This window comes from Streptomyces sp. JLBT605 (assembly GCF_058215555.1).
Genome location: NZ_CM177087.1, coordinates 2377382 through 2401711, shown reverse-complemented (window position 1 = coordinate 2401711; position 24330 = coordinate 2377382). Strand labels below are relative to the sequence as shown.

At 72.3% G+C, this 24330-nt stretch carries 23 protein-coding genes; 11 read left to right on the top strand and 12 right to left on the bottom strand.

Annotated features, from left to right (window positions below):
- Nucleotides 1–51: 51 nt before the first annotated feature.
- Complete coding sequence (locus AC4BDD_RS10750; RefSeq protein WP_490690771.1) at nt 52–1563, top strand: MFS transporter; 1512 nt, start codon at nt 52–54, stop codon at nt 1561–1563.
- A gap of 210 nt (nt 1564–1773) precedes the next feature.
- Here AC4BDD_RS10750 and AC4BDD_RS10745 read toward each other — a convergent pair whose 3' ends face one another.
- Nucleotides 1774–2355, bottom strand: a complete 582-nt coding sequence (locus AC4BDD_RS10745; protein WP_490691738.1) for a MarR family winged helix-turn-helix transcriptional regulator — start codon at nt 2353–2355, stop codon at nt 1774–1776.
- Nucleotides 2356–2522: 167 nt separating this feature from the next.
- Between AC4BDD_RS10745 and AC4BDD_RS10740 the strand changes: the two genes are divergently transcribed.
- A complete protein-coding gene (locus AC4BDD_RS10740) occupies nt 2523–3284 on the top strand; it encodes a dioxygenase family protein (protein WP_490691737.1) in 762 nt (253 codons plus the stop codon).
- Between the two features lie 22 nt (nt 3285–3306).
- Here AC4BDD_RS10740 and AC4BDD_RS10735 read toward each other — a convergent pair whose 3' ends face one another.
- The gene (locus tag AC4BDD_RS10735; protein ID WP_490690770.1) at nt 3307–3900 is read right to left on the bottom strand and encodes a hypothetical protein; all 594 of its coding nucleotides are present in this window, start codon (nt 3898–3900) and stop codon (nt 3307–3309) included.
- Nucleotides 3901–4368: 468 nt separating this feature from the next.
- On the opposite strand from AC4BDD_RS10735, the gene AC4BDD_RS10730 reads away from it, so the two are divergent.
- A complete protein-coding gene (locus AC4BDD_RS10730; RefSeq protein ID WP_490690769.1) occupies nt 4369–5403 on the top strand; it encodes a sigma-70 family RNA polymerase sigma factor in 1035 nt (344 codons plus the stop codon).
- Between the two features lie 185 nt (nt 5404–5588).
- Here AC4BDD_RS10730 and AC4BDD_RS10725 read toward each other — a convergent pair whose 3' ends face one another.
- The 3 genes from AC4BDD_RS10725 to AC4BDD_RS10715 all read right to left on the bottom strand — a co-directional run bounded on the left by AC4BDD_RS10725 (nt 5589) and on the right by AC4BDD_RS10715 (nt 9117).
- Entirely contained in the window at nt 5589–6329 is a 741-nt protein-coding gene (locus AC4BDD_RS10725) for an SDR family NAD(P)-dependent oxidoreductase (protein ID WP_490690768.1), read from the bottom strand.
- A 117-nt stretch (nt 6330–6446) separates the two neighbouring features.
- The gene (locus AC4BDD_RS10720; protein ID WP_490690767.1) at nt 6447–7694 is read right to left on the bottom strand and encodes a P1 family peptidase; all 1248 of its coding nucleotides are present in this window, start codon (nt 7692–7694) and stop codon (nt 6447–6449) included.
- Between the two features lie 205 nt (nt 7695–7899).
- Nucleotides 7900–9117, bottom strand: coding sequence for a low temperature requirement protein A (locus AC4BDD_RS10715; protein WP_490690766.1), 1218 nt, complete (start codon nt 9115–9117; stop codon nt 7900–7902).
- A 121-nt stretch (nt 9118–9238) separates the two neighbouring features.
- On the opposite strand from AC4BDD_RS10715, the gene AC4BDD_RS10710 reads away from it, so the two are divergent.
- Nucleotides 9239–9880 (top strand): AMP-binding protein, encoded by a 642-nt coding sequence (locus AC4BDD_RS10710; RefSeq protein WP_490690765.1) that lies wholly within the window; start codon nt 9239–9241, stop codon nt 9878–9880.
- Nucleotides 9881–9899: 19 nt separating this feature from the next.
- Nucleotides 9900–10082, top strand: a complete 183-nt coding sequence (locus AC4BDD_RS10705; RefSeq protein WP_490690764.1) for a hypothetical protein — start codon at nt 9900–9902, stop codon at nt 10080–10082.
- A 49-nt stretch (nt 10083–10131) separates the two neighbouring features.
- Here AC4BDD_RS10705 and mscL read toward each other — a convergent pair whose 3' ends face one another.
- The 6 genes from mscL to AC4BDD_RS10675 all read right to left on the bottom strand — a co-directional run bounded on the left by mscL (nt 10132) and on the right by AC4BDD_RS10675 (nt 16330).
- Nucleotides 10132–10713 carry a large conductance mechanosensitive channel protein MscL gene (mscL, locus tag AC4BDD_RS10700; protein ID WP_490690763.1) on the bottom strand — a complete coding sequence of 194 codons (582 nt, stop codon included), beginning with the start codon at nt 10711–10713 and terminating at the stop codon, nt 10132–10134.
- A gap of 147 nt (nt 10714–10860) precedes the next feature.
- On the bottom strand, nt 10861–11451 hold the full coding sequence (locus tag AC4BDD_RS10695) for a hypothetical protein (protein ID WP_490690762.1): 591 nt from the start codon (nt 11449–11451) through the stop codon (nt 10861–10863).
- A gap of 281 nt (nt 11452–11732) precedes the next feature.
- Nucleotides 11733–12581: an S-methyl-5'-thioadenosine phosphorylase gene (locus tag AC4BDD_RS10690; RefSeq protein ID WP_490690761.1), complete on the bottom strand. Its 849-nt coding sequence runs from the start codon at nt 12579–12581 to the stop codon at nt 11733–11735.
- 125 nt (nt 12582–12706) lie between these two features.
- Nucleotides 12707–13033, bottom strand: a complete 327-nt coding sequence (locus tag AC4BDD_RS10685) for an FmdB family zinc ribbon protein (RefSeq protein WP_490690760.1) — start codon at nt 13031–13033, stop codon at nt 12707–12709.
- Nucleotides 13034–13099: 66 nt separating this feature from the next.
- Nucleotides 13100–14359: an MFS transporter gene (locus tag AC4BDD_RS10680; RefSeq protein ID WP_490691736.1), complete on the bottom strand. Its 1260-nt coding sequence runs from the start codon at nt 14357–14359 to the stop codon at nt 13100–13102.
- Between the two features lie 456 nt (nt 14360–14815).
- Nucleotides 14816–16330: a potassium/proton antiporter gene (locus tag AC4BDD_RS10675; protein ID WP_490691735.1), complete on the bottom strand. Its 1515-nt coding sequence runs from the start codon at nt 16328–16330 to the stop codon at nt 14816–14818.
- A 201-nt stretch (nt 16331–16531) separates the two neighbouring features.
- On the opposite strand from AC4BDD_RS10675, the gene AC4BDD_RS10670 reads away from it, so the two are divergent.
- Nucleotides 16532–19357 carry a penicillin acylase family protein gene (locus AC4BDD_RS10670; RefSeq protein WP_490690759.1) on the top strand — a complete coding sequence of 942 codons (2826 nt, stop codon included), beginning with the start codon at nt 16532–16534 and terminating at the stop codon, nt 19355–19357.
- A 71-nt stretch (nt 19358–19428) separates the two neighbouring features.
- Here AC4BDD_RS10670 and AC4BDD_RS10665 read toward each other — a convergent pair whose 3' ends face one another.
- Nucleotides 19429–20025 carry a 5-formyltetrahydrofolate cyclo-ligase gene (locus tag AC4BDD_RS10665; RefSeq protein ID WP_490690758.1) on the bottom strand — a complete coding sequence of 199 codons (597 nt, stop codon included), beginning with the start codon at nt 20023–20025 and terminating at the stop codon, nt 19429–19431.
- A gap of 82 nt (nt 20026–20107) precedes the next feature.
- Between AC4BDD_RS10665 and galU the strand changes: the two genes are divergently transcribed.
- From galU to AC4BDD_RS10640, 5 genes are all read left to right on the top strand, one after another.
- Complete coding sequence (gene galU, locus AC4BDD_RS10660; RefSeq protein ID WP_490690757.1) at nt 20108–21010, top strand: UTP--glucose-1-phosphate uridylyltransferase GalU; 903 nt, start codon at nt 20108–20110, stop codon at nt 21008–21010.
- A 205-nt stretch (nt 21011–21215) separates the two neighbouring features.
- Nucleotides 21216–22487, top strand: a complete 1272-nt coding sequence (gene glp / locus AC4BDD_RS10655; RefSeq protein ID WP_490691734.1) for a molybdotransferase-like divisome protein Glp — start codon at nt 21216–21218, stop codon at nt 22485–22487.
- 63 nt (nt 22488–22550) lie between these two features.
- A complete protein-coding gene (gene moaC / locus AC4BDD_RS10650) occupies nt 22551–23033 on the top strand; it encodes a cyclic pyranopterin monophosphate synthase MoaC (RefSeq protein ID WP_490690756.1) in 483 nt (160 codons plus the stop codon).
- Nucleotides 23018–23563 carry a MogA/MoaB family molybdenum cofactor biosynthesis protein gene (locus tag AC4BDD_RS10645; protein ID WP_490691733.1) on the top strand — a complete coding sequence of 182 codons (546 nt, stop codon included), beginning with the start codon at nt 23018–23020 and terminating at the stop codon, nt 23561–23563. The genes moaC and AC4BDD_RS10645 overlap by 16 nt, the downstream gene beginning before the upstream one ends.
- A 14-nt stretch (nt 23564–23577) precedes the next feature.
- Complete coding sequence (locus AC4BDD_RS10640) at nt 23578–24183, top strand: GNAT family N-acetyltransferase (protein ID WP_490690755.1); 606 nt, start codon at nt 23578–23580, stop codon at nt 24181–24183.
- The last annotated feature ends 147 nt before the right edge of the window (nt 24184–24330 follow it).

Genomic DNA, 24330 nt, shown 5'->3' with positions numbered 1-24330 from the left:
CCTCCGCAACGTCCCATCTGCTCACCACCGCATCGCTAGGTAGGCCCATCCATGCCTGAAACGGCAACACAAGCAGATCCCCGGCGCTGGAAAGCGCTGATATTCATCGCTCTCGCCCAGCTGATGGTCGTGCTCGACGCGACCATCGTGAACATCGCGCTGCCCCACGCGCAGCACGACCTCGACATCTCCGACGCCAGCAAGCAGTGGGTGATCACCGCCTACGCCCTCGCCTTCGGTGGACTGCTGCTCTTCGGTGGCCGGCTCGCCGACCTGTGGGGCCGCAAGCAGACCTTCATCGTCGGTCTGGTCGGCTTCGCCGCCGCGTCCGCGCTGGGCGGCGCCGCGATGAACCCGGCCATGCTCTTCGGTTCGCGCGCCCTCCAGGGTGTGTTCGGCGCGCTGCTCGCCCCCTCGGCGCTCTCGCTGCTCGCGGTGATGTTCACCGAGGCCAAGGAGCGTGCCAAGGCGTTCGGCATCTTCGGCGCCATCGCCGGTGGTGGCGGTGCCGTGGGCCTCATCCTCGGCGGTGTGCTGACCCAGTACATGAACTGGCGCTGGACCTTCTTCGTCAACATCCCGTTCGCGGTCATCGCGGCCGCCGGTGCCGTCCTGGTCATCCGGGAGCCCGAGGGCAGCCGCAACTCCGCCAAGCTCGACATCCCCGGCGTCATCCTGGCCACATCCGGCCTGGTCTCCCTGGTGTACGGCTTCACCCGGGCCGCCGAGGAGGGCTGGTCCGACGGCCTGACCATCGGCATGTTCGTCGCCTGCGCCGTGCTGCTGGGCTCCTTCGTGCTGGTCGAGTCCAAGGTCAAGGCGCCGCTCCTGCCGCTGCGCGTGGTCACCGAGCGGAACCGTGGCGGCGCCTACGCCTCGCTCGGTCTGGCCATCATCGGCATGTTCGGTCTCTTCCTCTTCCTGACCTTCTACCTCCAGGAGGTCCGGGGCTACAGCCCGGTCAAGACCGGCCTGGCCTTCCTCCCGATGATCGCGGGCATGATCACCGGCTCGACCCAGATCGGCACCCGGCTGATGATCCGGGTCGCTCCGCGGCTGCTGATGGGCCCGGGCTTCCTGGTGGCCGCGGTCGGCATGACGATGCTGACCCAGATCGACCTGGACACCTCCTACCCGGCGCTGATCCTGCCGGCCTTCCTGCTGCTGGGCCTGGGCATGGGCACCGCGTTCATGCCGGCGATGAGCCTGGCCACGCACGGCGTGCAGCCGCAGGACGCGGGTGTCGCCTCCGCGATGGTCAACACCTCCCAGCAGGTGGGCGGCGCCATCGGCACCGCGCTGCTGAGCACCATCGCGACCAGCGCCACCACCTCCTACATCGACTCGCACAAGGCGGGTGCCACCTCGCCGCAGCTCCTCGGGGCCGAGGGCATGGTGCACGGCTTCTCGGTCGCCATCTGGTGGGCGGTCGGCATCCTGCTGCTGGCCGCGGTGGTCGCCATCGTGTTCATCAACGCGCCCAAGCCGGACCCGGGCCAGGCCCAGCAGGGCGCCGGCGACGGCGAGGCGCAGGACGCGCCGGTGCCGGTGATGGCGCACTGACGCCAGGCCGGTCGGCCGACGCCACCCCAGCGGTGTGGTGACAGCAGTCGGGACGGCCCCGGCTCCGCGGATCGCGGAGCCGGGGCCGTTCTGCGTGCAGCGGCGGCGGCAGGGGCTGGCGGCCGTCCTGCAGCCTCGCCGCGCCCGGTGCGGCCGTCCCGCCTCTGCTGTGGCGGCCGTCGCGCGCGTGGCGGCCGTCCCTCGGGGCGGTCAGCGCAGCCAGGGCAGGTCCGCGCCCTCCGGCTGCAACCCCTCGGCCACGAGGGCGCAGATCTCGCCGAACCGGGCGACCTGCTCCGGGGTGAGCCGGTCGAAGAGGGCCGATCGGACCGCCTCGACGTGCCCGGGGGCCGCCTGCCGCAGCACCTCGAAGCCCTCCTCGGTGAGCACGGCGTTCTGGCCGCGCTTGTCGGACGGGCAGTTCTCCCGGCGTACCCAGCCGTTCTTCTCCAGGCGCGCGATGGCGTGCGAGAGCCGGGAACGGGTGATCTTCGCGTTCTGCGCCAGCTCGGTCATCCGCATCCGCCGCCGGGGCGCCCGGGAGAGCTGGACCAGCAGTCCGTAGTAGATGTGCGGCATGCCCGCGTCGCGTTGCAGCTGGCGGTCGAGGTGATCCTCCAGCAGCGTGCTGGCGTGCAGATACGCCTGCCAGGTGTGCTGCTCGGCCTCGCTGAGCCAGCGGGGCTCACGGGGCTGAGCGGTGCCGTCCGCGTCGTGGGCGCTGTCAGGGCGGCGGTCGGGGCCGTGGGTGCTGTCGGTGCTGTCGGTGCTGTCAGTGCTGTCCGTCGTCATTCCTGCCACGGAACCAGTCTACGGAGTCTGTACTTGAACTTTAAACAACGACTGCTAGGGTGGCAGTAGAGCTTTAGAGTTCAAGTAATTGAGCACATGACCGGAGGGTCGTCGTCATGTCCGTCACCGCACCCGAGTCCGCCGCCACCCCGCACGCTTCCGGGCGGATGCCCGCTCTCTACCTCAGCCACGGCGCCCCGCCCCTCGCCGACGATCCGGTCTGGCCCGGCCAGCTCGCGGCCTGGTCCGCCGACCTGCCCAGGCCCACCGCCATCCTGATCGTCTCGGCGCACTGGGAGGAGGCGCCCCTCGCTCTCGGCGCCACCAGGACCGTCCCGCTGGTGTACGACTTCTGGGGCTTCCCCGAGCACTACTACCGCGTCCACTACGCCGCCCCCGGCGCGCCCGCGCTCGCCGAGCGGGTCCGCGCGATGCTCCGCGCCCCGGGCACCCCGGTCCAGGACATCCCGGACCGGGGGCTCGACCACGGCGCGTACGTGCCGCTGGTCGAGATGTTCCCGCAGGCCGACATCCCGGTGCTCCAGGTCTCCATGCCGACCCTGGACCCCCAGCGGCTGATGGCCATCGGCCGGAAGCTGGCTCCGCTGCGCGACGAGGGCGTGCTGATCATCGGCAGCGGCTTCTTCACCCACAACCTGGCCGCGTTGCGCCATGCCGGGGCCGGGGTGCCGGGCTGGTCCGCCGAGTTCGACGACTGGGGGCGGCGCGCCCTGGACGCGCGGGACGTGGACGCCCTGCTGGACTTCGGGCACACCGCCCCCGCGGGCCGCCTCGCCCATCCGCGTACGGAGCACTTCGCGCCGCTGTTCGTGACCCTCGGTGCCGCCGGTGACGACCTGACGCGGCAGCGTTCGGTGATCGACGGCTTCTGGATGGGCCTGGCCAAGCGGTCGGTGCAGTTCGGCTGACCGGGCCGCCAGGCCGCGGGTCTCAGGCGACGGGGCCCGCGGGGCCCGGGCCCGCGGATCCGGGACCCGGCCCGGGGGGCTGGGTCCGCTCGCCCATGAGCCGCTTGTCCTGGGACCTCTCCTCGATGCTTCGGCGGTCCGTGCCGCCGCCCTCGATGCGGCCCCTGGCCCGGCCCATGAGCGCGGCGTCCCGGCCCGGGGCCTGGGTGGCGAGCTCGCCGGCCGGCGGCCGGGCGGGGGTGGCGTTGTGGAGGAAGTAGAAGACGATCCCGCCCATGAGGAAGGCGAAGAGCAGGCCCATCATCGACCCCTTGAGGATGCTGGAGCCGCTCAGCCGGTATCCGTAGCCCATCACCATGCCGAAGACCGCCCCCCACATCGCGGCCCGGATCTCGTTCATGACCTTGTGCTGGAACGCGGCGACGCCTGCGCAGAGCGCCATCAGGACGCCGGCCGCCGCCAGCCCGTGCATCTCGGCCCGGAACATCTCCTGCCCCTTGTTGTGGGCCAGCCAGCCCACCCAGGCGCCGTAGAGAAGACCGAGGACGACCGGAACCCACCCGGCGGCCGGGACATGGATGTGCTGGTGTGTCGGAGCGGCTGTGTGCGCGTTCATGGCAGATCCCTTCCGCCCGATTCCCTGATCCTCAAGGTCCACCCGCGCGCCGCCGACGGCAACTCGAGCCGCCGGCCCGGTCCTGCCTCGCGCAACCGGAAACCGGTGGAGGTCGTCTTCCGGGTGGGAGAGCGGCCACGGACGGCGTTGTCCGAGGGGAAGGGGGCGACGCCGGAAGTGATGAGCGTCTCCCGGCCGGAAAGATTCCACGGCTCCGTGAAGGCCACCGGATCCCTCTCGGAAACCGGCCCTGACCTGCGCTTCCGAGCACTCCGAGACCGAGCCGCCTGGTCTGCGGGCGGACAGGGTACTGCATGATCGCAAAAGGAGATGGACGGAGGGGGAATTCTGTCCGGATTGCAGACGTTGTTTCCATCGAACGGGGCACCCGGGCGGGGTACCGGCAGGTACCGCAAGGAGGTTCCGTTCACCGTCCCGCGACCGACTCATCGCAAGGGAGCACCACGCATGGCAACCCGTGCCGTCGCCCAACGTCAGACCAGCAGCACCGGTGCTGACGGGGGCAGCAGTGTTCGCGCCACAGGCGGGGAGATCGCCGACCGCGACCTGGTCGGCATGTATCTCGACGAGATCGCACGCACCCCGCTGCTGGACGCGGCAAGGGAGGTCGAGCTCTCGCAGGCCATCGAAGCCGGTGTCTACGCCCAGCAGGTCCTGGACGGCTGTGTGACCTCGGCCGAGGCGGACTCGGAATCGGGTGCGGAGTTCGCCGTCGGTGGTGGCGCGAGCCGGGCGGAGCTGGAGGCGATAGCCGCCGAGGGCGCCCGCGCGAAGGACGTCTTCATCCGCTCCAACCTGCGGCTGGTGGTGGCGGTGGCGCGCCGCTATCCGCGCAGCGGGCTGCCCCTGCTCGACCTGATCCAGGAGGGCAACGCCGGTCTGGTGCGCGCGGTCGAGAAGTTCGACTACACCAAGGGCTTCAAGTTCTCGACCTACGCGACGTGGTGGATCCGTCAGGCCATCACCCGCTCGATCGCCGACCAGTCCCGCACCATCCGGCTCCCGGTCCACCTGGTGGAGGAGCTGGGGCGGATCCGCCGGGTGCAGCGGGAGTTCAGCCGCGAGCACGGCCGCGAGCCGGAGCACGAGGAGATCGCCGCCGAGCTGGACACCTCCACCGAGCGGATCTCCGATGTGCTCGACTGGGCGCGCGACCCGGTCAGTCTCAACATGTCGGTGGACGACGAGGGTGAGACGCAGTTCGGCGATCTGCTGGAGGACACCTCGGCGGTCTCGCCCGAGCAGTCGGTGCTGACGCTGCTGCGCAGTGAGGAGCTGGAGGGCCTGATCGGGCGGCTGGACGATCGCACCGCGTCGATCATCAAGGCCCGGTACGGCATCAACGACGGGCGCGAGCGCACGCTGACCGAGGTCGGCAAGCAGCACGGGCTGACCCGTGAGCGGATCCGGCAGATCGAGAAGCACGCCCTGCTGGAGCTGAAGAAGATGGCGCGCGACACCGGGTTCGACGCCGCTGCCTGATCCGGCGGCCCGCTCCGGGCCGCCCCCACGAACGAGCCCCGGCGCGACTCCCCCCCCAGCGCCGGGGCTCCCTCCTGCTCCAAGACCTGCCGGATCCGCTGGTCAGGCGGCCTGCTGCTCAGGCCACCGGGTGGTGAGGCGGCCTCGCGGTGACGCCGCCGCCTCCTGCTCGTCCGGCCCCGGGCTCAGGCGGCGAAGCCGCCGTCCACCGCGACCGAGGCGCCGGTGATGTACGCGCCGTTGTCGCCCACGAGATGGGCGACCGTCGCCGCGATCTCCGACGGCCGGGCGTACCGGCCCAGGGCGGTCAGACCGCTCTGCGCGTCGGCGTTCGGACCGTCGGCCGGATTCATGTCGGTGTCGACCGGTCCCGGGTTGATCTGGTTCACGGTGATGCCGCGCGGACCGAGCTCGCGGGCGAGCGCCTTGGTCAGCCCGGTCAGCGCGCTCTTGCTCGCCGCGTACAGAGAGCCGCCCGGGAAGGCGGACCGCTCGACCATGCAGCTGCCGATGTTGATGATCCGGCCGCCCTCACCCAGGTGCTCCGCCGCTGCCTGGGCCGCGAGGAACGGAGCCCGGACGTTGACGGAGAGCACCAGGTCGATGTCTGCCAGGGTCAGGTCACCGATCGGCCCGAGCACACCGGCGCCCGCGTTGTTGACCAGGATGTCGAGTCGTCCGAACTGGGCGGCGACCGCGTCCACGGCCGCCCCGACCGCCACCGCGTCGGCGCTGTCGGACCGGATGGCCAGCGCCCGGCGGCCCAGGGCCTTGATCTCCTCGACGATCCCCTGCGCCGCCTCCTCGTTGCTCATGTAGGTCAGCGCGACATCGGCGCCTTCCTCGGCGAGCCGCCGGGCCACCGCCGCGCCGATACCCCGGCCGCCGCCGGTCACCAGGGCCACCTTGCCGTCGAGCTGCTTCATGATCGCTCTCTTTCTCAGGATCCGGTCGAAGTCCCGTGCAAGCCCCGGGACATGACGTGATCCTCGCCCGGCGCGGAGCGCGATTCCGGCGGCATTCGGACATCGTTCTACGCGTGACTATCCCTCTCGGTCCGGTCCGTACAGATCGCGGTACGAGGGGAACACGCCGCCCGGCCCGTCCACCCCCTCGGCGGCGAGCACCGCGTCCACCACGGCGCGGGTCAGCACGTCCGCGCCGGCCGCCAGCACGTCGTTCAGCGCCATGGCGTCCGCCTGCTGCGCGAACATCTGACCGGTCTGCGGGTCCATGGCCGTGCCCTGTTCCGGAGTCACCGGATGACCCGCCACCAGCGGGCGGTCCCCGGTGGCCAGCGCGAACACGGTGTCCCCGTCGGTCAGCAGGTGCACCGGGCGCACGGCGCGCGCCAGGCCCGCATGGGCGGTGCCGGCGAGCTTCTGTGCCTGGGCGCGGGTGAGCGCGGCGTCCGTGGCGACCACGGCCAGCGTGGTGTTGAACGGCGGGTGCACCGAGGCGGTCGACCGCCGGATCGACTCGGCCCGCGCGACCTCCAGCCGCGATTGCGCCCGGGCGTGCGCGGCGCCGCTGGGCCGGTACGGGCCGTCGGGCCGGTGCGGGCCACCGTCGGGCGCGTACCCCGGCTGGTACGCCTGGCCGTACAGGCAGCCGGTCAGCGGATCGACGACCGAGCCGGCCGCGTTCACCGCCACCAGCGCGGCCACCGTGACTCCGGACGGCAGGACCAGACTCGCCGAGCCGATACCGCCCTTGACCCCGCCCGCCACCGCGCCGGTGCCCGCGCCGGTGTTCCCCCGGACGACCGGGCCGCCCGGCTGGGAGCGGATCGCGGCGTCGGCGGCCGCCCGGCCGAGCGCCGCGTCCGGCCGGGCCCGCCATTCACCGCCGCGGCCGAGGTCGAAGAGCGCGGCGGTGGGGACGACCGGGACGATCTGCGCGGGGTCCGGGCCGACCTGGAAGCCGCGGCCCTGGTCCTCCAGCCAGGCGGCGACCCCGGCCGCCGCGTCCAGGCCGAAGGCGCTGCCGCCGGTCAGCACCACGGCATCGACGCGCTGCACCAGATTCCGCGGATCGAGGGCATCGGTCTCCCGGGTGCCCGGGCCGCCGCCCCGCACGTCCACGGCGGCGATGGCACCCCCCTCGGGCGCCAGGACCACCGTGGTCCCGGTGAGCCAGCCGTCGCCGGTGCGCTGCGCGTGACCGACCCGCAGACCGGCGACGTCGGTCAGCGCGTCCCGCGGGCCCGGCCGGGGCCCGGCGGGCTGCGGGGGCGGGACGGAGGGTGCGGGCGAGCGGGGCGACGGAGGTGTGGGATCGGCGTGTGACATGGACAACATGGGTAGCACGGACCGGCGGCGAGGGCAGGGCGTTGCCGCCGGCCGGCGGTGGCGCCGCGACCTCAGCCGGCGTCAGGAGGCCTGGGAAGGCCTCCGCCAGGGGCCCGGGAGGGCACGGCCAGGAGGCCCGGGAGGGCAGCGGCCAGACGTCAGGGGCCCGGGAGGGCCCAGGCCAGCGGGCCTGGGAAGACCGAGGTCAGCGAGCCTGGGAAGGGACCGGCCTGGCACGGCTCTGCGCGGCGGCGATGGTGACCCCGGCGACCACCGTCGCCGCGCACACCACCCCGGCCACCAGCACCGCCCAGCTCCCCGCCCAGGTGCCGGCGAGCACCAGCACCGAGGCGACCGGCAGCGTCAGCTGTCCCGCGCCGCGTTTGTGGTGGCGGGCGTGGAGCAGCCAGACGGTCATCAGGAAGAGCGCGCTGGGCACCGTGACGGCGGCCGCCGCGGCTGCCGTGGAGATGTGCGCCTTGCCGGTGGCCTCCTCCACGGCGACCTCGATCCCGGCGCCGATCGCGGCGGCGGAGCCGAAGACCAGGTAGTGGCCGTAACCCCACAGGAATGCCTCCCGGTTGGACGCCAGATGTTCATGGATGGGCACGGCGAAGTAGATCCACCAGGCCGCGAAGACGATGAGCAGCCCGCCGGCCGCGATCGGCAGCAGATCGGCCGGCACGTCCGACTCGTCCAGCGCGGACTGCACGGCCACCGTCGCCGCCGCGATGGTCTCGCCGAGCACGATGATGGTGAACAGCCCGTACCGCTCCGCGATGTGGTGCGGGTGCCAGGACGTGGTGTGGACGTGCTCCGCCCACGCCGGCACCGCCATCTCCAGCATCGCCATCGCCAGGAACAGCCAGGGCCGCCCGTCCTCCGGCAGGAGCAGCAGGCCGAGCCATCCGACCTGGCACAGCGTCACCCCGGCGGCGTAGCGCAGGGCGGTGCGGCGCTCCTCCCCGGTGGAGCCTCGGGCCACCCGCAGCCACTGACTGACCAGGGCCAGCCGCATCACCAGGTAGCCCAGCCAGACCACCGCGAAGTCGTGGTGCTCGACGGCGCGCGGCACCCCGGCGGCCAGGATCAGCACCCCCGCGATCTGGATCAGGGTGACGACCCGGTACGGCACGTCGTCCACGTCGTAGGCGGAGGCGAACCAGGAGAAGTTCATCCAGGCCCACCACACGGCGAAGAAGACCATGGCGTAGTCGGCGACCCCGGCGCCGGTGTGGCTCTCGGCCAGCTCGTGCACCAGCTGCGACCCGGCCTGGGCCACGGCGACCACGAAGCACAGGTCGAAGAAGAGCTCGAGCGGGGTCGCCACGCGGTGCCGCTCGGTGCGGTCCCGTGCGGCCATTCGGCGGAGCGGGGCGGCCGGGCGGGCGTGCCCGGTGCCGAGGGTGTTCTCGTCGCTCATGGGCGAAATCATCGGGTATCAGGTGATCCCGCGCGACGTGTATCAGACGTTGAGCAGACGTTGATGACCTCCCGGCAGCATCTTCGGCATGCCGATTGACCCCGTCCGAAGGAAGATCACCATGGCCCGTACCGTTCGGACGGAATCCCTGCCGCCGCTTGGCTCCACCGCTCGCCCGGCCCCTCGGGTGGCGTTGCGCTGGATCAGCGAGCCGGATCGCACCGAGGAGCTGACGCACGGCGAGCTGTTGGACCAGGCGGCTCGCGCGGCGGAGGCCCTCACCCGGCTCGGCGTGCGGGCCGGGGACCGAGTGGCGGTGCACCTGCCGCTCGTCCCCGAGTCCGTGATCGCCACCCTCGCCTGCGGCCGGATCGACGCCGTGCGCTCCAGCCTTCCGGTGGGCCTGCGCGCCGATGAACTGCGCGACCGGATGCGGCGCTTGGGCGCGCGGGTGCTCATCACCGCCGACGGCGACGAGCGGGCGGGGGAGACGCGCGCGCTCAAGTCGGTCGTGGACCGGGCGCTCGCGGGCTGCCCGGAGGTGCGCACCGTCCTGGTGGTGCACCGGGTGGCGCGGCCTGTGGCGTGGACCCCGGGGCGGGACATGTGGTGGCACGAGGCGCTGCTGCCCGGCGGCGCACCGTACGCCGCGGAGTCCGACGGCTGGGGCACTCCCGCGCCGACCGGGCCCGGGGCGGGGGCCGAGGCCGGGATCATGGGTCTGGTCCGGATGACGGGTCCGGGGGAGTTCGCGCCCCGCTGAGCGGTCGTACTCTTGAGGTATGAGTACCGCCCCCGCCTCTGGACCGCGCGATCCCTCGAGCGCGCTGATCTTCGACGATCCCCTCGCGCAGCAGTCCTCGGACGATACGGACCACGGGTGGGGCGAGCGGGCCCCCGGCGGCGCCGATGGCGCCGCCGACCTCGACCGCTTCCTGCAGGAGAAGCCGCCCCACCATCTGTGACGGCCCGCAGGACCCGTCAGGCGCCGGTATGACCGGCGCCTGACGCATGTCAGCTCCCTGAGCCGGCCGGTGAGCCGGACCCCGAGCCCGAACCCTGACCGGATCCGGAGCCGGACCCCGAGCCCGATCCCGGGCCGGCCTCCGGGCCTGGGCCCGAGCCGGAGGGTCCGGGGCCGGCGCCCCGCTCGCTGAGCAGCGCGTCGCGGATCTCGCGAAGCAGCGCGATCTCGACCGCCTCGGCCTCGGCGTGCGCCTCCTCCGCCTTCCTGTCCCTGGCGGCCTTGCGGGCCAGGTAGCGGGACATCGGCAGCACCATCAGGAAGTACACGACGGCGGCGGTGATCAGGAAGGTCAGCACCGCGCTGAGCACCGTGCCCCACAGGATGGGCACGCCCCTGACGACGTCGCCCGCCGCGTTCGTTTCGCAGGGGCCCTTGAGGCAGGAGCGGTACCGCTCCAGGTCCTTGGTGCCGAAGGCGCCGACAACCGGATTGATCACGCCCTTCACCACGCTGTTCACCACGGCGGTGAAGGCGGCTCCGATGACGACCGCGACAGCCAGATCGATCACGTTGCCGCGCATCAGGAAGGTCTTGAAACCCTCCACGACGCTCTTCTTCTCCTCGGTCAACCTTCTGCCTCTTCTCCTCGGCGTCCCCGTCGGAACGAATCATTCCGGAACCTACGGAAGGGTAGAGGCCGGCCTTCGTCGCGCGTACCCGGTTCCGGAGAAGTGAAAGTGACGATGTGATGATGCGGCTTCCGCGGCCGCGCCGGGTCAGCACAGGGTCACCGCCAGCCGGGTGCCAACCGAGGCACCGACCAGTGCCGTGGCGGTCCTCCGCTCCACCACCAGCACGACGAGCGCGCCCTCGCCGTCCGCCGCGGAGTCGTACGGCTGGGGCACCCTGGCGACCCTGACGCCTCGCGCGATCACCCGCGCCGCCGGGCCGCCGACCCGTTCCTCGGACGCCGCCAGGACGTCCACCCGATCGCCGGGGCGCAGCAGCCGCACCGCCGCCGCGTCCGCGATCCGGACCGGGGCCGACACCATCGCGGCGGGCGCCGGCCCCACCGGCGCTCGGGACCGCGGCCCCGGAGCCGCCGCGCCGTCGCCGTCCACCCGGCCGCCGCCCTCCGTGCCCGAGCGCGGGCCGGAGACCGCCAGCGTGGCCGCCGCCAGCACCAGCCCGGCCGTCAGCGGCCGCCGGCGTCTGGTCAGGCACCGTCGCAGCCGGTGTCGATGCCGGCCCCGAACCCGCACCGGACCGAACTCCGGCACACCGCACACCTGGGCGCCCGCGGCTGTGTGCGGGCCATCGGCGGGGGTGGAGACGGGGGCGGAGAAGGGAGAGCCGGGGGAAGCCATGGTGGGGCACCACCTGTCGGAGAAGGGCCGAAGCCGGGTCGTCGGTTCCCCTCACGATGCCCGCCGCCGCCCGATCCCGCCGGGGCCTGTGGACGGCGGCCCGGTTGTGGACAACTCCGCCACCCCGACGGGCGCGGCCACCCCGATAGCGGCCCCCGGACCCGAGGGCCGCCCACCAGATCCCGACAGCCGCACCCGGACCCCGACAGCGGCCCCGAAGCCCGACAGCCGCCCCGGACCACAGCGGCCCCCGGACCACAGCAGGCCCGACGCCGGTGCGCCTACGGCAGGTCGATGCCGAGATCCCAGCCCTCGTGCGCCGTGGTGCACAGGCAGGCCCGGCCCCGGGTGTCCGGCAGTTCGCGCACGGTGTCGAAGAGCACCTCGCGCAGCCGGCCCACGTTCTGCGCGAAGACCCGCATGACCTCGCCGTGTGAGACGCCCTCGCCGGTCTCGGTGCCCGCGTCCAGGTCCGTGACCAGGGCCAGTGAGGTGTAGCAGAGTTCCAGTTCACGGGCGAGCACGGCCTCCGGGTGGCCCGTCATGCCGATCACCGACCAGCCCTGCCCGGCATGCCACTTCGACTCGGCGCGGGTGGAGAAGCGCGGCCCCTCGATCACCACCATCGTGCCGCCGTCCACCGGCTCCCACTCGCGGCCGCGCGCCGCCGACACCGCCGCCTTGCGCCCGGTCGGGCAGTAGGGGTCCGCGAAGGTCACGTGCACCACGTTCGGCACGCTGCCGTCCGCGCGGGCCTCGCCGTCGAAGTAGGTCTGCGCACGCGACTTCGTACGGTCCACCAGCTGGTCCGGCACGACCAGCGTGCCCGGCCCGTACTCCGGTCGCAGGCCGCCGACCGCGCACGGCCCGAGCACCTGCCGTACGCCCAGCGAGCGCAGTGCCCACAGGTTGGCGCGGTAGTTGATCCGGTGCGGCGGGATGTGGTGCTTCCGGCCGTGCCGGGGAAGGAAGGCGACCCGGCGTCCGTCGATCTCGCCGAGGAAGAGGGAGTCGCTCGGCGGGCCATAGGGCGTCTCGACAGTGATCTCGGTCACGTCGTCGAGGAAGGAGTAGAACCCCGATCCGCCGATGACACCTATGTCCGCCAGTGCGTTGCTCGTCTCGACCATGGCTGTCACCCTAGCGGCCGCGCCGATACGCGGAGGGCAGACCTGCGTCGGCCGGGCAAGCGCCGTGCGGGCATGCGTCGGCCCCCGCTCGCGCGAGGCGCGGGCGGGGGCCGGGAGTGCGGGTGTCAGGCGGCGGACGAAGCGCTGCCGGACGAGCTGGAGCCGGAGGAGGACGCCGAGGGGGCGGCCGTCGTGGTGGAGGTCGTCGAGGAGGACGACGAGCCGCTGTCGCTCTTGGCGGCGGCGGGCTTGGCCGGGCTGCTGCTGGACGACGAGCCGCGGCTGTCGTTGCGGTAGAAGCCGGATCCCTTGAAGACGATGCCGACCGCGGAGAACACCTTCTTCAGGCGTCCCTTGCAGCTGGGGCACTCGGTGAGCGCATCGTCGGTGAACTTCTGCACCGCCTCGAGGCCTTCGCCGCACTCGGTGCACTGGTACTGATAGGTCGGCACTTGCTCCTCCTGGCACTCTCACTCGATGAGTGCTAACGACGGTCCATAGTGCAGTATTCCGGCCTGTCAGTCCACCGGAACGGTCACACGGTGACCGACTCCACGCGCGGCCACCCGTCCCCGCGGTGCCGGGACCAGCCGTCCGCGGAGCACCAGCAGGGTCGCCAGCGCCAGGCCCGTACCGGCCAGCGGCACCAGGAATCCGGTGCTCGGGCCGAAGCCGTCGGCCAGCTGCCCGGCCGTGGTCGCGGCGGCCGCCTGGCCCAGCGCGACCGCGCCGGTCAACCAGGTGAACGCCTCGGTTCGGGCGGTGGCCGGCACCAGCGACTCGACCAGGGTGTAGCCGGTGATCAGCGCCGGGGCGATGCACAGGCCGACCAACAGGCCGAGTCCGCCCAGCAGCGGCACGGCGTGCGCCGCCCACAGCGGTGCGGTGGCCAGCGTCAGCAGCGGGTAGGCCATCAGCAGCCGGCTACGGGCGGCCGCCTGCGGGCTCTTGCCGGCCGCCAGGCGCGGGAAGAGGGCGCCGCAGGCGATGCCGGCCAGCATGTTGCCGGCGGCGAAGATGCCGTAGAGCACGCCGTTCATGCCCGGCTCGCCGATGTCCTCGGTGAACGCGGTCAGCGAGACCTGCATACCGCCGAAGACGGCGCCGATGCCGAGGAAGACGGCGATCAGGACCCGGACGCCCGGCACCGCGAGCGCCGAACCGCCGTGCTCGCCGGCGGCGGCCTCCGGTCGGCCGACCCGGCTGGGCTGCGGCTGGGTGGCGCGCTGGGTGGCGAACAGCAGGCCGCCGACGACCGTCAGCGACGCCTCGGCGATCAGACCGGCCGCCGGGTGTACCCCGGTGCACAGCGCGGTCGCCAGCACCGGTCCGATGACGAAGGTGAACTCGTCGGTGACCGATTCGAAGGCGGCCGCGGTCGTCATCAGCGGCGAGCCCTCAAGCCGCGCGGCCCAGCGGGCCCGCACCATCGGCCCGATCTGCGGCACCGAGGCGCCGGCCGGCACCGCCGCCACGCACAGCGCCCACAGCGGGGCGTGCAGCAGCGCGAGGGTGGTCAGCGCGGCGATCGCGGTGGCGTGGATCAGGACGCCGGGCAGCAGCACTGCGCCCTGTCCGAAGCGGTCGGCCAGCTTGCCGCTCTGCGGGGCGAAGAGGGCCATGGACACGCCCGCGGTCGCGGACACCGCGCCCGCCGTGCCGTAGGAGCCGGTGGTGTGCTGGACCAGCAGCACGATGCCGATGGTGAGCATGGCGAACGGCTGCCGGGCCAGGAAGCCGGGGAGAACGAAGGTCAGAGCACCCGGGGTCCGCAGCAGCTGCCCGTATCCGGGGCGGCGCTCGGCCTCACGCCGGGGTTGAGCAACGGGGGTGGAGTGCTCGGTGTCTCGCTCGGTGACCGTGGATGCCACGGCCGGGCCTTTCTGCCGTCTGGTAGCGCACTCGTGCCGGGGTTGCCGCGGAGCGCGCCGAGAGCTGTCCTCTCTGCGCGGGACCGTGGTAGATGCCGGACCGGTCGCCCTCGGACGGGGACCGCGGCCGCCGTGCGGTCGCGCCAGCTCTGCATCAGACAGAGTTGGGTTGGTTCTTGCCCGGTTATGTTACCTGGTGATCCGGCGGGGCCGGAGTGGTCCAGATCACCGTCCACCCAGGTCATGCGGTGTTCCCGGTCACTGAAGCGGCCACGCTCGGCACCTGGCGGGCGACGTCCGCCGCTCGCCGCCGGCCGGCCCCGCCCAGCGCCGCAGCCCCGGCGCCCCCGTCTCCCCCTCCGGCTACCCGTCCGCGCCCAGCCAGCCGGCCAGCTTGCCGCCCCTGGCGACCGCCCGCAGCCGGGCCTCCGCCGCGTCCCGCACCGGGTCGGTGGCGACGACCAGCAGTTCGTCGCCGCGCCGCAGCACCGTGGACGGCAGCGGTACGAAGCTCTTGCCGTCCCGCACCACCAGGGTGACCGCGGCCCCGGCCGGCAGCCGCAGCTCGCTGACCTCCACGCCGTGCATCCGCGACTCCGCCGGGATGGTCACCGACAGCAGGTGGCCGCGGAGCCGCTCCAGCGGCGCGGACTCGATGCCCAGGTCGGATGCCATGTCCCGGTCGCCCAGTCGCAGCCGGGTGGCGAGCCAGGGCAGCGTCGGGCCCTGGACCAGGGTGTAGATGATCACCAGGACGAAGACCACGTTGAAGATCCGGCGGCTGTCCGGTACCTCGCTCACCATGGGGATGGTGGCCAGCACGATGGGCACCGCGCCGCGCAGCCCGGCCCAGGACAGCAGCGCCTTCTCCTGCCAGGGCATCCGGAACGGCGCCACGCTCAGCATCACCGACAGCGGCCGGGCCACCATCGTCAGTGCCAGGCCCACCACCACCGCCGGCCAGATGTCGTCGCCCAGCTCATGCGGGGTGACCAGCAGGCCGAGCAGCACGAACATCCCGATCTGGGCTATCCAGCCCAGCCCTTCGGCGAAGCCGCGGGTGGCGGGCGCGTGCGGCAGTTTGGCGTTGCCCAGCAGGAGCGAGGCGAGGTAGACCGCGAGGAAGCCGGAGCCGTGCGCCAGCGCCCCGGCCGCGTACGCCGTGACCGCGATGGCCATCACCGCGATGGGGTACAGGCCGGAGGCGGGCAGCGCCACGTGCCGCAGCCCGAAGGCGCCGAGCCAGCCGACCGCCACACCGACCGCCGCGCCGATCGCCAGCTCCACGGCGATCTTGCCGATCAGCACGTACCAGTCCTCGATGGGGCCGTGCGCGGAGAAGGCCACCACCAGGATCACCACGGGGGCGTCGTTGAATCCGGACTCCGCCTCCAGGGCACCGGTCAGCTTCGGCGGCAACGGCACCCGGCGCAGCACCGAGAAGACCGCCGCCGCGTCCGTGGACGACACCACCGCACCGATGATCAGCGACTGTTTCCAGTCGAGTCCCACCAGGAAGTGCGCGGCCGCCGCGGTGATCCCCACACTCGCCGCGACACCGACCGTGGCGAGCATCGCCGCCGTCGGCAAGGCCGGTCTGATCTCCCGCCACTTGGTGCCGAGACCGCCCTCGGCCAGGATCACGACCAGTGCCGCGTAGCCGAGGACCTGGGTCAGCTGGGCGTCGTCGAACCTGACGCCGATGCCGTCCTGTCCGATGGCGACACCGATGCCGAGGTAGATGAGCAGCGTGGGCAGCCCGCTGCGGGTGGAGACCCGCACCGCCACCACCGCCACGAGGAGGACGAGCGAGCCGATCAGCAGGAGTTCGTTGAGGTGGTGAACAGTCAGGGGCCGAGCCTTTCTCGCGGATTTCAGCCGGAACGTTCCTTCGTGACGTCCTCCCGGCTGACCGGAACTTCATTGCCTTGCCTAACATTTTACGGGTTCTTGACGCGAGTCCCAGCGGGCGGCGGCTGCCTCCCGCCCCTGGAGAAGACTCCCGTTAAGGACCGCCCGGGCGCTGCGCCTATGGTTGCTCCAGCACTCCAGGACCACCCTGCCCCTCGAAGGACAGCGATGCCCGCCAACGAAAACGGCCCTTCTCGTAAGAAGAAGGGCCGACGTGCCCGCCTGATCGTGATCGCAGTCGTGCTGCTGCTTGTGGCGGGCGTCGGCTACGGGACCTACTGGAGCATCAGCACGGTGCGCGCCTCCTTCCCGGAGACCACCGGATCCATCCAGGTCAAGGGGCTGTCCGGGCCGGTCCAGGTCAAGCGCGACGGATACGGCATCCCGCAGATCTACGCCGACACCCCCGAGGACCTCTTCCGCGCCCAGGGCTACGTGCAGGCGCAGGACCGCTTCTGGGAGATGGACGTGCGCCGCCACCTGACGGCGGGCCGGCTGTCCGAGATGTTCGGCAAGGACCAGGTGGAGACCGACGCCTTCCTGCGCACCCTGGGCTGGCGGCGCGTCGCGCAGCAGGAGTACGACACCAAGCTGTCGCCGCAGACGAAGAAGTACCTCCAGGCCTACTCCGACGGGGTCAACGCCTACCTCAAGGACCACCACGGCAAGGAGCTCTCGGTCGAGTACGCGGCCCTGGACTTCGTCAACGACTACAAGCCCGGGAAGTGGACCCCGGTCGACTCCGTCGCCTGGCTCAAGGCCATGGCCTGGGACCTGCGCGGCAACATGCAGGACGAGATCGACCGCGCGCTGTCCGCCGCCCGCCTGAGCCACAAGCAGATCGAGGAGCTGTACCCGCCCTATCCGTACGAGCGGAACAAGCCGATCATCGAGGGCGGCTCGGTCGACCCGGTCACCGGCCGCTTCGACGCCAAGGGCACCACTCCGGCCGCCGGTGAGCAGACCCCCGGCGGGGGCCTCCCCGGCTCCACCACCCCCGGCGGCGCCACCGAGGGAGGCGCCACGGGGGCCACTCCCGCCACCGGCGGCAGCGCCTCGCAGTCCACCGCGCAGGGCATGCAGAGCCAGCTGTCCCGGCTCTCCGGCACGGTCGAGAAGCTTCCCGCGCTGCTCGGGCCCAACGGCTCCGGCATCGGCTCCAACTCCTGGGTCGTCTCCGGCAAGCACACCGCCACCGGCAAGCCGCTGCTCGCCAACGACCCGCACCTGGCCCCGCAGCTGCCCTCCGTCTGGTACCAGATGGGCCTGCACTGCAACCGGGTCGACGCCTCCTGCCCGTATGACGTGGCGGGCTTCACCTTCTCCGGCATGCCGGGCGTGATCATCGGCCACAACGCCAAGATCGCCTGGGGGATGACCAACCTCGGCGCCGACGTCTCCGACCTCTACCTGGAGAAGGTCACCGCCGACAGCTACCTCTACGGCGGCGAGCAGAAGAAGTTCATCACCCGCAAGGAGACCATCAAGGTCGCGGGCGGCAAGAGCCGCACGATCACCGTCCGCTCCACCCAGGACGGGCGGCCGCTGATCTCCGACCGTGACGACGTGCTCGACGACGAGCTGGACGAGGTCGGCGAGAACGCTCCGGTCGGCAACGTCGCCCCGGACCGCGGCGACGGCTACGCGGTGTCGCTGCGCTGGACCGCGCTGACCCCGTCCAAGAGCATGGACGCGGTCTTCGAGCTCAACGCCGCGCAGGACTTCACCGCCTTCCGCAAGGCCGCCGCCGACTTCGCCGTCCCCGCGCAGAACCTCATCTACGCGGACACCGACGACAACATCGGCTACCAGGCCCCCGGCCTGATCCCGGTCCGCGGCAAGGGCGACGGACGCTACCCCGCCCCCGGCTGGGACCCGGCCTACCGGTGGAAGGGCTACATCCCGCAGTCCGCGCTGCCGTGGGAGAAGAACCCCAAGCGCGGCTACATCGTCACCGCCAACCAGGCCGTGGTGGACGACAAGTACCGCTACCAGCTGACCGACGACTGGGGCTACGGCGCCCGCAGCCAGCGGATCAACGACCTCATCGAGTCGAAGATCAAGGACAACGGGAAGATCTCGACCGACGACATGCAGAAGATGCAGATGGACAACAGCAGCGAGATCGCCGAGCTGCTGACGCCCTACCTGCTCAAGATCAACATCAAGGACGGCTACATCCGCGAGGCGCAGGAGCTGCTGGAGGGCTGGGACTACACCCAGGACGCCGACTCCGCGGCCGCCGCGTACTTCAACGCCGTCTGGCGCAACACCCTGATGTTCGCCTTCGGTAACAAGCTGCCCAAGGAGATGCGGGTCAAGGGCCAGTGCCTGTGGGTCCGGCCCGCCGACGACTCCGGACCGGTCGAGGACCTCGACGGCAACACCCGCAGGGTCCGCGAGTGCGGCGAGCGCGACGAGGACTCCGCCCAGCCGGACGGCGGCGACCGCTGGTACGAGGTCGTACGCAAGCTGCTCGACGACCCGAAGAACGACTGGTGGAAGACCTCCGGCACGCAGGCCGAGCCCGGCGCCACCAACCGCGACGAGCTGCTGGCCAAGGCGATGAAGGAGGCCCGCTACGAGCTCACCGCGAAGCTCGGCAAGGACATCGACGGCTGGAGCTGGGGCCGGCTGCACCGCCTGACCCTGAAGAACCAGACGCTCGGCAAGGAGGGCCCCGGCTATGTGCAGTGGCTCCTCAACCGCGGCCCGTGGAACCTCAGCGGCGGTGAGGCGGCGGTGAACGCCACCGGCTGGAACGCGGCGGGCGGCTACGGCGTCTCGTGGGTCCCCTCGATGCGCATGGTGGTCAACCTCAAGGACCTCGACAAGTCCCGCTGGATCAACCTCACCGGCGCCTCCGGCCACGCCTACCACGACCACTACACCGACCAGACGGGCAAGTGGGTCAAGGGCGAGCTGCTGCCCTGGGTGTTCAGCGAGCGGGCGGTCAAGTCGTCCACCGATGACGAACTGGCGCTCACGCCGTAGCGGTGCACATGTCCTCAAGCGTCGGACGGGCTGCGAATGCAGCCCGTCCGGCATTTGGGGACAAAGCGGTATCAGGGGGCGAAGCGCCGCACCCCCGACGGCGTCACCGCCGCCCGCACCGGCCGGTCGTGCGCCTCGCCCGGCACCCGGTCCAGCAGTTCCGCGTCGTACACCAGCACCACCAGCGCGGGCGTCGCCCCCGCCGCGTCGATCCGGGCCAGTACCCGGTCGTAGGAGCCGCCGCCGCGGCCCAGCCGCAGCCCGGTGCGGTCGACCGCCAGGCCGGGCAGCAGCACGGTGTCCGCGGCCAGCACCGCATCGCGGCCCAGCCGCTCCCCGGCCGGCTCCAGCAGCCCGCGCGCGGCGCGCTCCAGCCGCCCGGCCCCCTCGTAGACACCCCAGTCCAGATCGTTGTCGGGGAGCAGCACCGGCAGCAGCACCCGGACGCCCCGGGCGCGCAGCGCATCCAGCAGGGCCCGGGTGCCGGGCTCGCGCCCCACCGACACATAGGCCGCGACCGTCCCGGCGGCCGCCAGCTCGGGCAGCTGGAGCGCGTGCCGCGCCAGCCCCGACTCCGCCGCCTCCACGTCATCTTCAGTCAACGCGGATCTCACCGCGAGGAGACGTTTCCGCAATCCGGCCTTAGTAGCGTCGTCGGGTCTGGTCATAGGGGTGCGCATATCCCTTGTCTCATGTCATATTCACCGAACCCACATCATCCGCCCAAAGGCACCCGATAGGGTTCGGGACATGACTCAATCGCGTCCTCGGATCAGCAAGGCTGTCATCCCTGCCGCCGGACTGGGCACCCGCTTCCTCCCGGCGACGAAGGCCACGCCAAAAGAGATGCTGCCGGTAGTCGACAAGCCGGCGATCCAGTACGTCGTGGAGGAGGCGGTGACCGCCGGGCTGTCGGACGTCCTCATGATCACGGGCCGCAACAAGCGCCCGCTGGAGGACCATTTCGACCGCAACTACGAGCTCGAGGAGCTGCTGACCCGCAAGGGCGACGAGACCCGGCTCGCCCGCGTCCAGGAGTCCAGCGACCTCGCGACCATGCACTACGTCCGCCAGGGGGACCCGCGCGGCCTCGGGCACGCCGTGCTGTGCGCCGCGCCGCACGTCGGCGACCAGCCCTTCGCCGTCCTGCTCGGCGACGACCTGATCGACGCCCGCGACCCGCTGCTGTCCCGGATGGTCGAGATCCAGGAGGAGCACGGCGGCAGCGTCATCGCCCTCATGGAGGTCGACCCCGCGCAGATCCACCTCTACGGCTGCGCCGCCGTCAAGCCGACCTTCGAGGAAGACGTGGTGCAGGTCAGCGGGCTGGTGGAGAAGCCGGACGCGGCCGACGCGCCCAGCAACTACGCCGTCATCGGCCGCTATGTGCTCGACCCCGCCGTCTTCGACGTGCTCCGCGAGACCAAGCCGGGCCGGGGCGGTGAGATCCAGCTGACCGACGCGCTCCAGGCGCTGGCGACCGACCCGGACCTCGGCGGCCCGGTGCACGGCGTCGTCTTCAAGGGCCGCCGGTACGACACCGGGGACCGCGGCGATTATCTGCGTGCCATTGTCAGACTCGCGTGCGAACGTGAAGATCTGGGACCGGACTTCCGAGCCTGGCTCCGCAGTTACGTCGACGAGGAGATGTAGCACTTTGAGCAGCACCGCAGCACAGGCCGCCGGCCAGGGCCCCGGCCCCGGTCACCGTCCCGCCCCGGAGCACGGCGGCGGCCCGGGCAGCGGCGGTGCCCTGGGCCATGGCGCCGGGTCCGGCCATGGCGGCCACGGCGGCCCCGGCCACGGTGGCGGCCCGTCCGGAGGCGGCGGCCCGGTCCGCGAGGCGGACCGGGACCGGCTGTGGTCGGTGGCCGAGCACCTCGACGACATCCTCACCAGGATCCGCCCGCTGGAGCCCATCGAGCTGCGGATCCTGGAGGCCCAGGGCTGCGTGCTGGTCGAGGACGTCACCGTTCCCGGTGCCCTGCCGCCCTTCGACAACAGCTCCATGGACGGCTATGCGGTGCGAGTGGCCGACGTCGCGGGTGCGAGCGAGGACTCGCCGGTGCGGCTCACCGTCATCGGGGACGTCGCGGCCGGCAGCGGCGAGCTGCCCACGGTCGGCCCCGGCGAGGCCGCCCGCATCATGACCGGCGCCCCGCTGCCGCCCGGCGCCGAGGCCGTGGTGCCCGTCGAGTGGACCGACGGCGGCACCGGCCAGGGCCCCGCCGCCACCATGCGCGCGCACAGCGCCGCCCCGGAGGGCGCCACCGGCGAGGTCCGGATCCACCGCCCGGCCACCGCCCGGCAGCATGTCCGCGCCCGCGGCAGCGACGTCACCACCGGCGAGCTGGCGCTGGCCGCCGGCACGGTCCTGGGCCCCCCGCAGATCGGGCTGCTGGCCGCCATCGGCCGCGCCACCGTGACGGTCCGCCCCCGCCCGCGGGTGGTGGTGATGTCGACCGGCAGCGAGCTGGTCCAGCCCGGCGAGGAGCTCGCCCCCGGCCGGATCCACGACTCCAACAGCTTCCAGCTCACCGCCGCCGCCCGGGACGCCGGTGCCATCGCCTACCGCGCCGGGGCGGTCGCCGACGACGCGGAGACCCTACACGCCACCATCGACGACCAGCTGATCCGCGCCGACGTCATCGTCACCAGCGGCGGGGTCAGCGTCGGCGCGTACGACGTGGTCAAGGAGGCGATGGGCGGCGAGATCGAGTTCCGGAAGGTGGCCATGCAGCCGGGCAAGCCCCAGGGCTTCGGCCGGATCGGCCCGGACCGCGTCCCGCTGCTGGCCCTCCCCGGGAACCCGGTCAGCGCCTACGTCTCCTTCGAGCTGTTCGTGCGCCCGGTGATCCGCACCCTGATGGGCCTGGAGTCGGTGCACCGCACCACCCGGCGGGCGGTGTGCGCCGAGGCCATCGCCTCCTCCCCGGCGGGCCGGCGGCAGTTCCTGCGCGGCCGGTACGAGCCGGCGGCAGCCGGCGAGGTGGGCACCGTCACCCCGGTGGGCGGCGCCTCCTCACACCTGGTGAAGGCGCTCGCCCAGGCCAACGCGCTGATCGTGGTCGACGAGGACTCCACCGAGGTCGCCGCCGGCACCGAGATCGACGTGGTCCTGCTCACGTAACCGGGGCCCGTGGCGGGTACGGTGTCGTCCCACAGGAGCCATGCGGCCCGGACCGGGAGAACGATGAGCAGCGCCCAGGACCATCTCACCCACCTCGACGACGCCGGTGCCGCGCGCATGGTGGACGTCTCGGCCAAGGACGTCACCGCGCGCACCGCCCGCGCCAGCGGCCGCGTACTGGTCTCGCCGCGCGTGGTGGAGCTGCTGCGCGGCGAGGGGGTGCCCAAGGGGGACGCCCTGGCCACCGCCCGCATCGCCGGGATCATGGGCGCCAAGCGGACCCCGGAGCTGATCCCGCTCTGCCATCCGCTGGCGGTCTCCGGTGTCAAGGTCGACCTGGCCGTCACCGACGACGCGGTCGAGATCCTCGCCACGGTGAAGACCACCGACCGCACCGGGGTGGAGATGGAGGCGCTGACCGCCGTCAGCGTCGCCGCGCTCACCGTGATCGACATGGTCAAGGCGGTCGACAAGGCCGCCGTGATCACGGACGTGCGGGTCGAGGAGAAGACCGGCGGCAAGTCCGGCGACTGGAGCCGCGCGTGACCGGCCCCGCGGACCCGGACGCCCCCGCGTACCGCGCGCTGGTGGTCACCGCCTCCAACCGCGCCGCCGCCGGGGTCTACCCCGACAAGGGCGGGCCGCTCGTCGCCGAGGGGCTGGCCGGGCTCGGCTTCGCGGTCGACGGGCCCCGGGTGGTGCCGGACGGCGAACCGGTCGAGGCGGCCCTGCGCGAGGCGGTGGCCTCCGGTTACGACGCCGTGGTCACCACCGGCGGCACCGGGATCTCGCCCACCGACCGCACCCCGGAGGCCACCCGCCGGGTCCTGGCCTACGAGATCCCCGGCATCGCGGAGGCGATCCGCGCCGAGGGGCTCGCCACGGTGCCCACCGCCGCGCTCTCCCGGGGCCTGGCCGGGGTGGCCGGGACCACCCTGATCGTCAATCTGCCGGGTTCGACCGGCGGGGTCCGGGACGGTCTCGCCGTCCTCGGCCGGCTGCTGGTCCACGCCGTCGACCAGATCCGCGGCGGTGACCACCCCAGACCCGTCACCGTTCCCGGGAGCCCGAGCTGAGCGCCTGGTGGCCGGTGCGTCTGGTGGACGGCGACACGGCCCTCCGCCCGATAAGGCTGCGCGACCAGGACGCCTGGCGGGAGGTCAACCAGCGCAACCGCGACTGGCTGCGCCCCTGGGAGGCCACCATCCCCCCGCCTCCGCCGGGCGGGCCGGTCACCCACCGGCCCACCTACCGGCAGATGGTCCGCCACCTGCGGGCCGAGGCGCGCGCCGGGCGGATGCTGCCGTTCGTCGTCGAGCACCGGGGCCGGCTGGCCGGGCAGTTGACCGTCGCCGGAATCACCTGGGGCTCGATGTGCTCGGGCCACATCGGCTACTGGATCGACCAGGCCGTCGCCGGGCGCGGAGTGATGCCCACCTCCGTGGCCCTCGCCGTCGACCACTGCTTCCGCAACGTCGGACTGCACCGGATCGAGGTGTGCATCCGGCCGGAGAACGCGCCCAGCCGCCGCGTCGTGGAGAAACTCGGATTCCGCGAGGAGGGGCTGCGGCCCCGCTATCTCCACATCGACGGGGCCTGGCGGGATCACCTGGTCTACGCCATGACCGCCGAGGAGGTGCCGGAGGGACTGCTCACCCGGTGGCACCGGCTGCAGCCTGGGGCATCGCAGAAATAAAATGTGTGTTCGAAATTAGCCATCAAGTGAACACAATTCCCCTCCACTCATCTCAACAATCACAAAAAATGTTCGAGATATCAGCCAGATCGTGCGACACACCGCGCCAATTGGCCGATTGCCCCGTGGAAACCCCTCTACCGTGTG

What these genes read in the sequence shown, in the direction of transcription:
- AC4BDD_RS10750 (WP_490690771.1), top strand. Translation starts at nt 52, where the DNA reads ATGCCTGAAACGGCAACACAAGCAGATCCCCGGCGCTGGAAAGCGCTG.
- AC4BDD_RS10730 (WP_490690769.1), top strand. Translation starts at nt 4,369, where the DNA reads ATGGCAACCCGTGCCGTCGCCCAACGTCAGACCAGCAGCACCGGTGCT.
- galU (WP_490690757.1), top strand. Translation starts at nt 20,108, where the DNA reads ATGACTCAATCGCGTCCTCGGATCAGCAAGGCTGTCATCCCTGCCGCC.
- AC4BDD_RS10745 (WP_490691738.1), bottom strand. Translation starts at nt 2,355, where the DNA reads ATGACGACGGACAGCACTGACAGCACCGACAGCACCGACAGCACCCAC.
- moaC (WP_490690756.1), top strand. Translation starts at nt 22,551, where the DNA reads ATGAGCAGCGCCCAGGACCATCTCACCCACCTCGACGACGCCGGTGCC.
- AC4BDD_RS10735 (WP_490690770.1), bottom strand. Translation starts at nt 3,900, where the DNA reads ATGAACGCGCACACAGCCGCTCCGACACACCAGCACATCCATGTCCCG.
- AC4BDD_RS10715 (WP_490690766.1), bottom strand. Translation starts at nt 9,117, where the DNA reads ATGAGCGACGAGAACACCCTCGGCACCGGGCACGCCCGCCCGGCCGCC.
- AC4BDD_RS10690 (WP_490690761.1), bottom strand. Translation starts at nt 12,581, where the DNA reads ATGGTCGAGACGAGCAACGCACTGGCGGACATAGGTGTCATCGGCGGA.
- AC4BDD_RS10720 (WP_490690767.1), bottom strand. Translation starts at nt 7,694, where the DNA reads ATGTCACACGCCGATCCCACACCTCCGTCGCCCCGCTCGCCCGCACCC.
- AC4BDD_RS10740 (WP_490691737.1), top strand. Translation starts at nt 2,523, where the DNA reads ATGCCCGCTCTCTACCTCAGCCACGGCGCCCCGCCCCTCGCCGACGAT.
- AC4BDD_RS10725 (WP_490690768.1), bottom strand. Translation starts at nt 6,329, where the DNA reads ATGAAGCAGCTCGACGGCAAGGTGGCCCTGGTGACCGGCGGCGGCCGG.
- AC4BDD_RS10695 (WP_490690762.1), bottom strand. Translation starts at nt 11,451, where the DNA reads ATGGCTTCCCCCGGCTCTCCCTTCTCCGCCCCCGTCTCCACCCCCGCC.
- AC4BDD_RS10710 (WP_490690765.1), top strand. Translation starts at nt 9,239, where the DNA reads ATGGCCCGTACCGTTCGGACGGAATCCCTGCCGCCGCTTGGCTCCACC.
- AC4BDD_RS10705 (WP_490690764.1), top strand. Translation starts at nt 9,900, where the DNA reads ATGAGTACCGCCCCCGCCTCTGGACCGCGCGATCCCTCGAGCGCGCTG.
- AC4BDD_RS10665 (WP_490690758.1), bottom strand. Translation starts at nt 20,025, where the DNA reads ATGACCAGACCCGACGACGCTACTAAGGCCGGATTGCGGAAACGTCTC.
- AC4BDD_RS10670 (WP_490690759.1), top strand. Translation starts at nt 16,532, where the DNA reads ATGCCCGCCAACGAAAACGGCCCTTCTCGTAAGAAGAAGGGCCGACGT.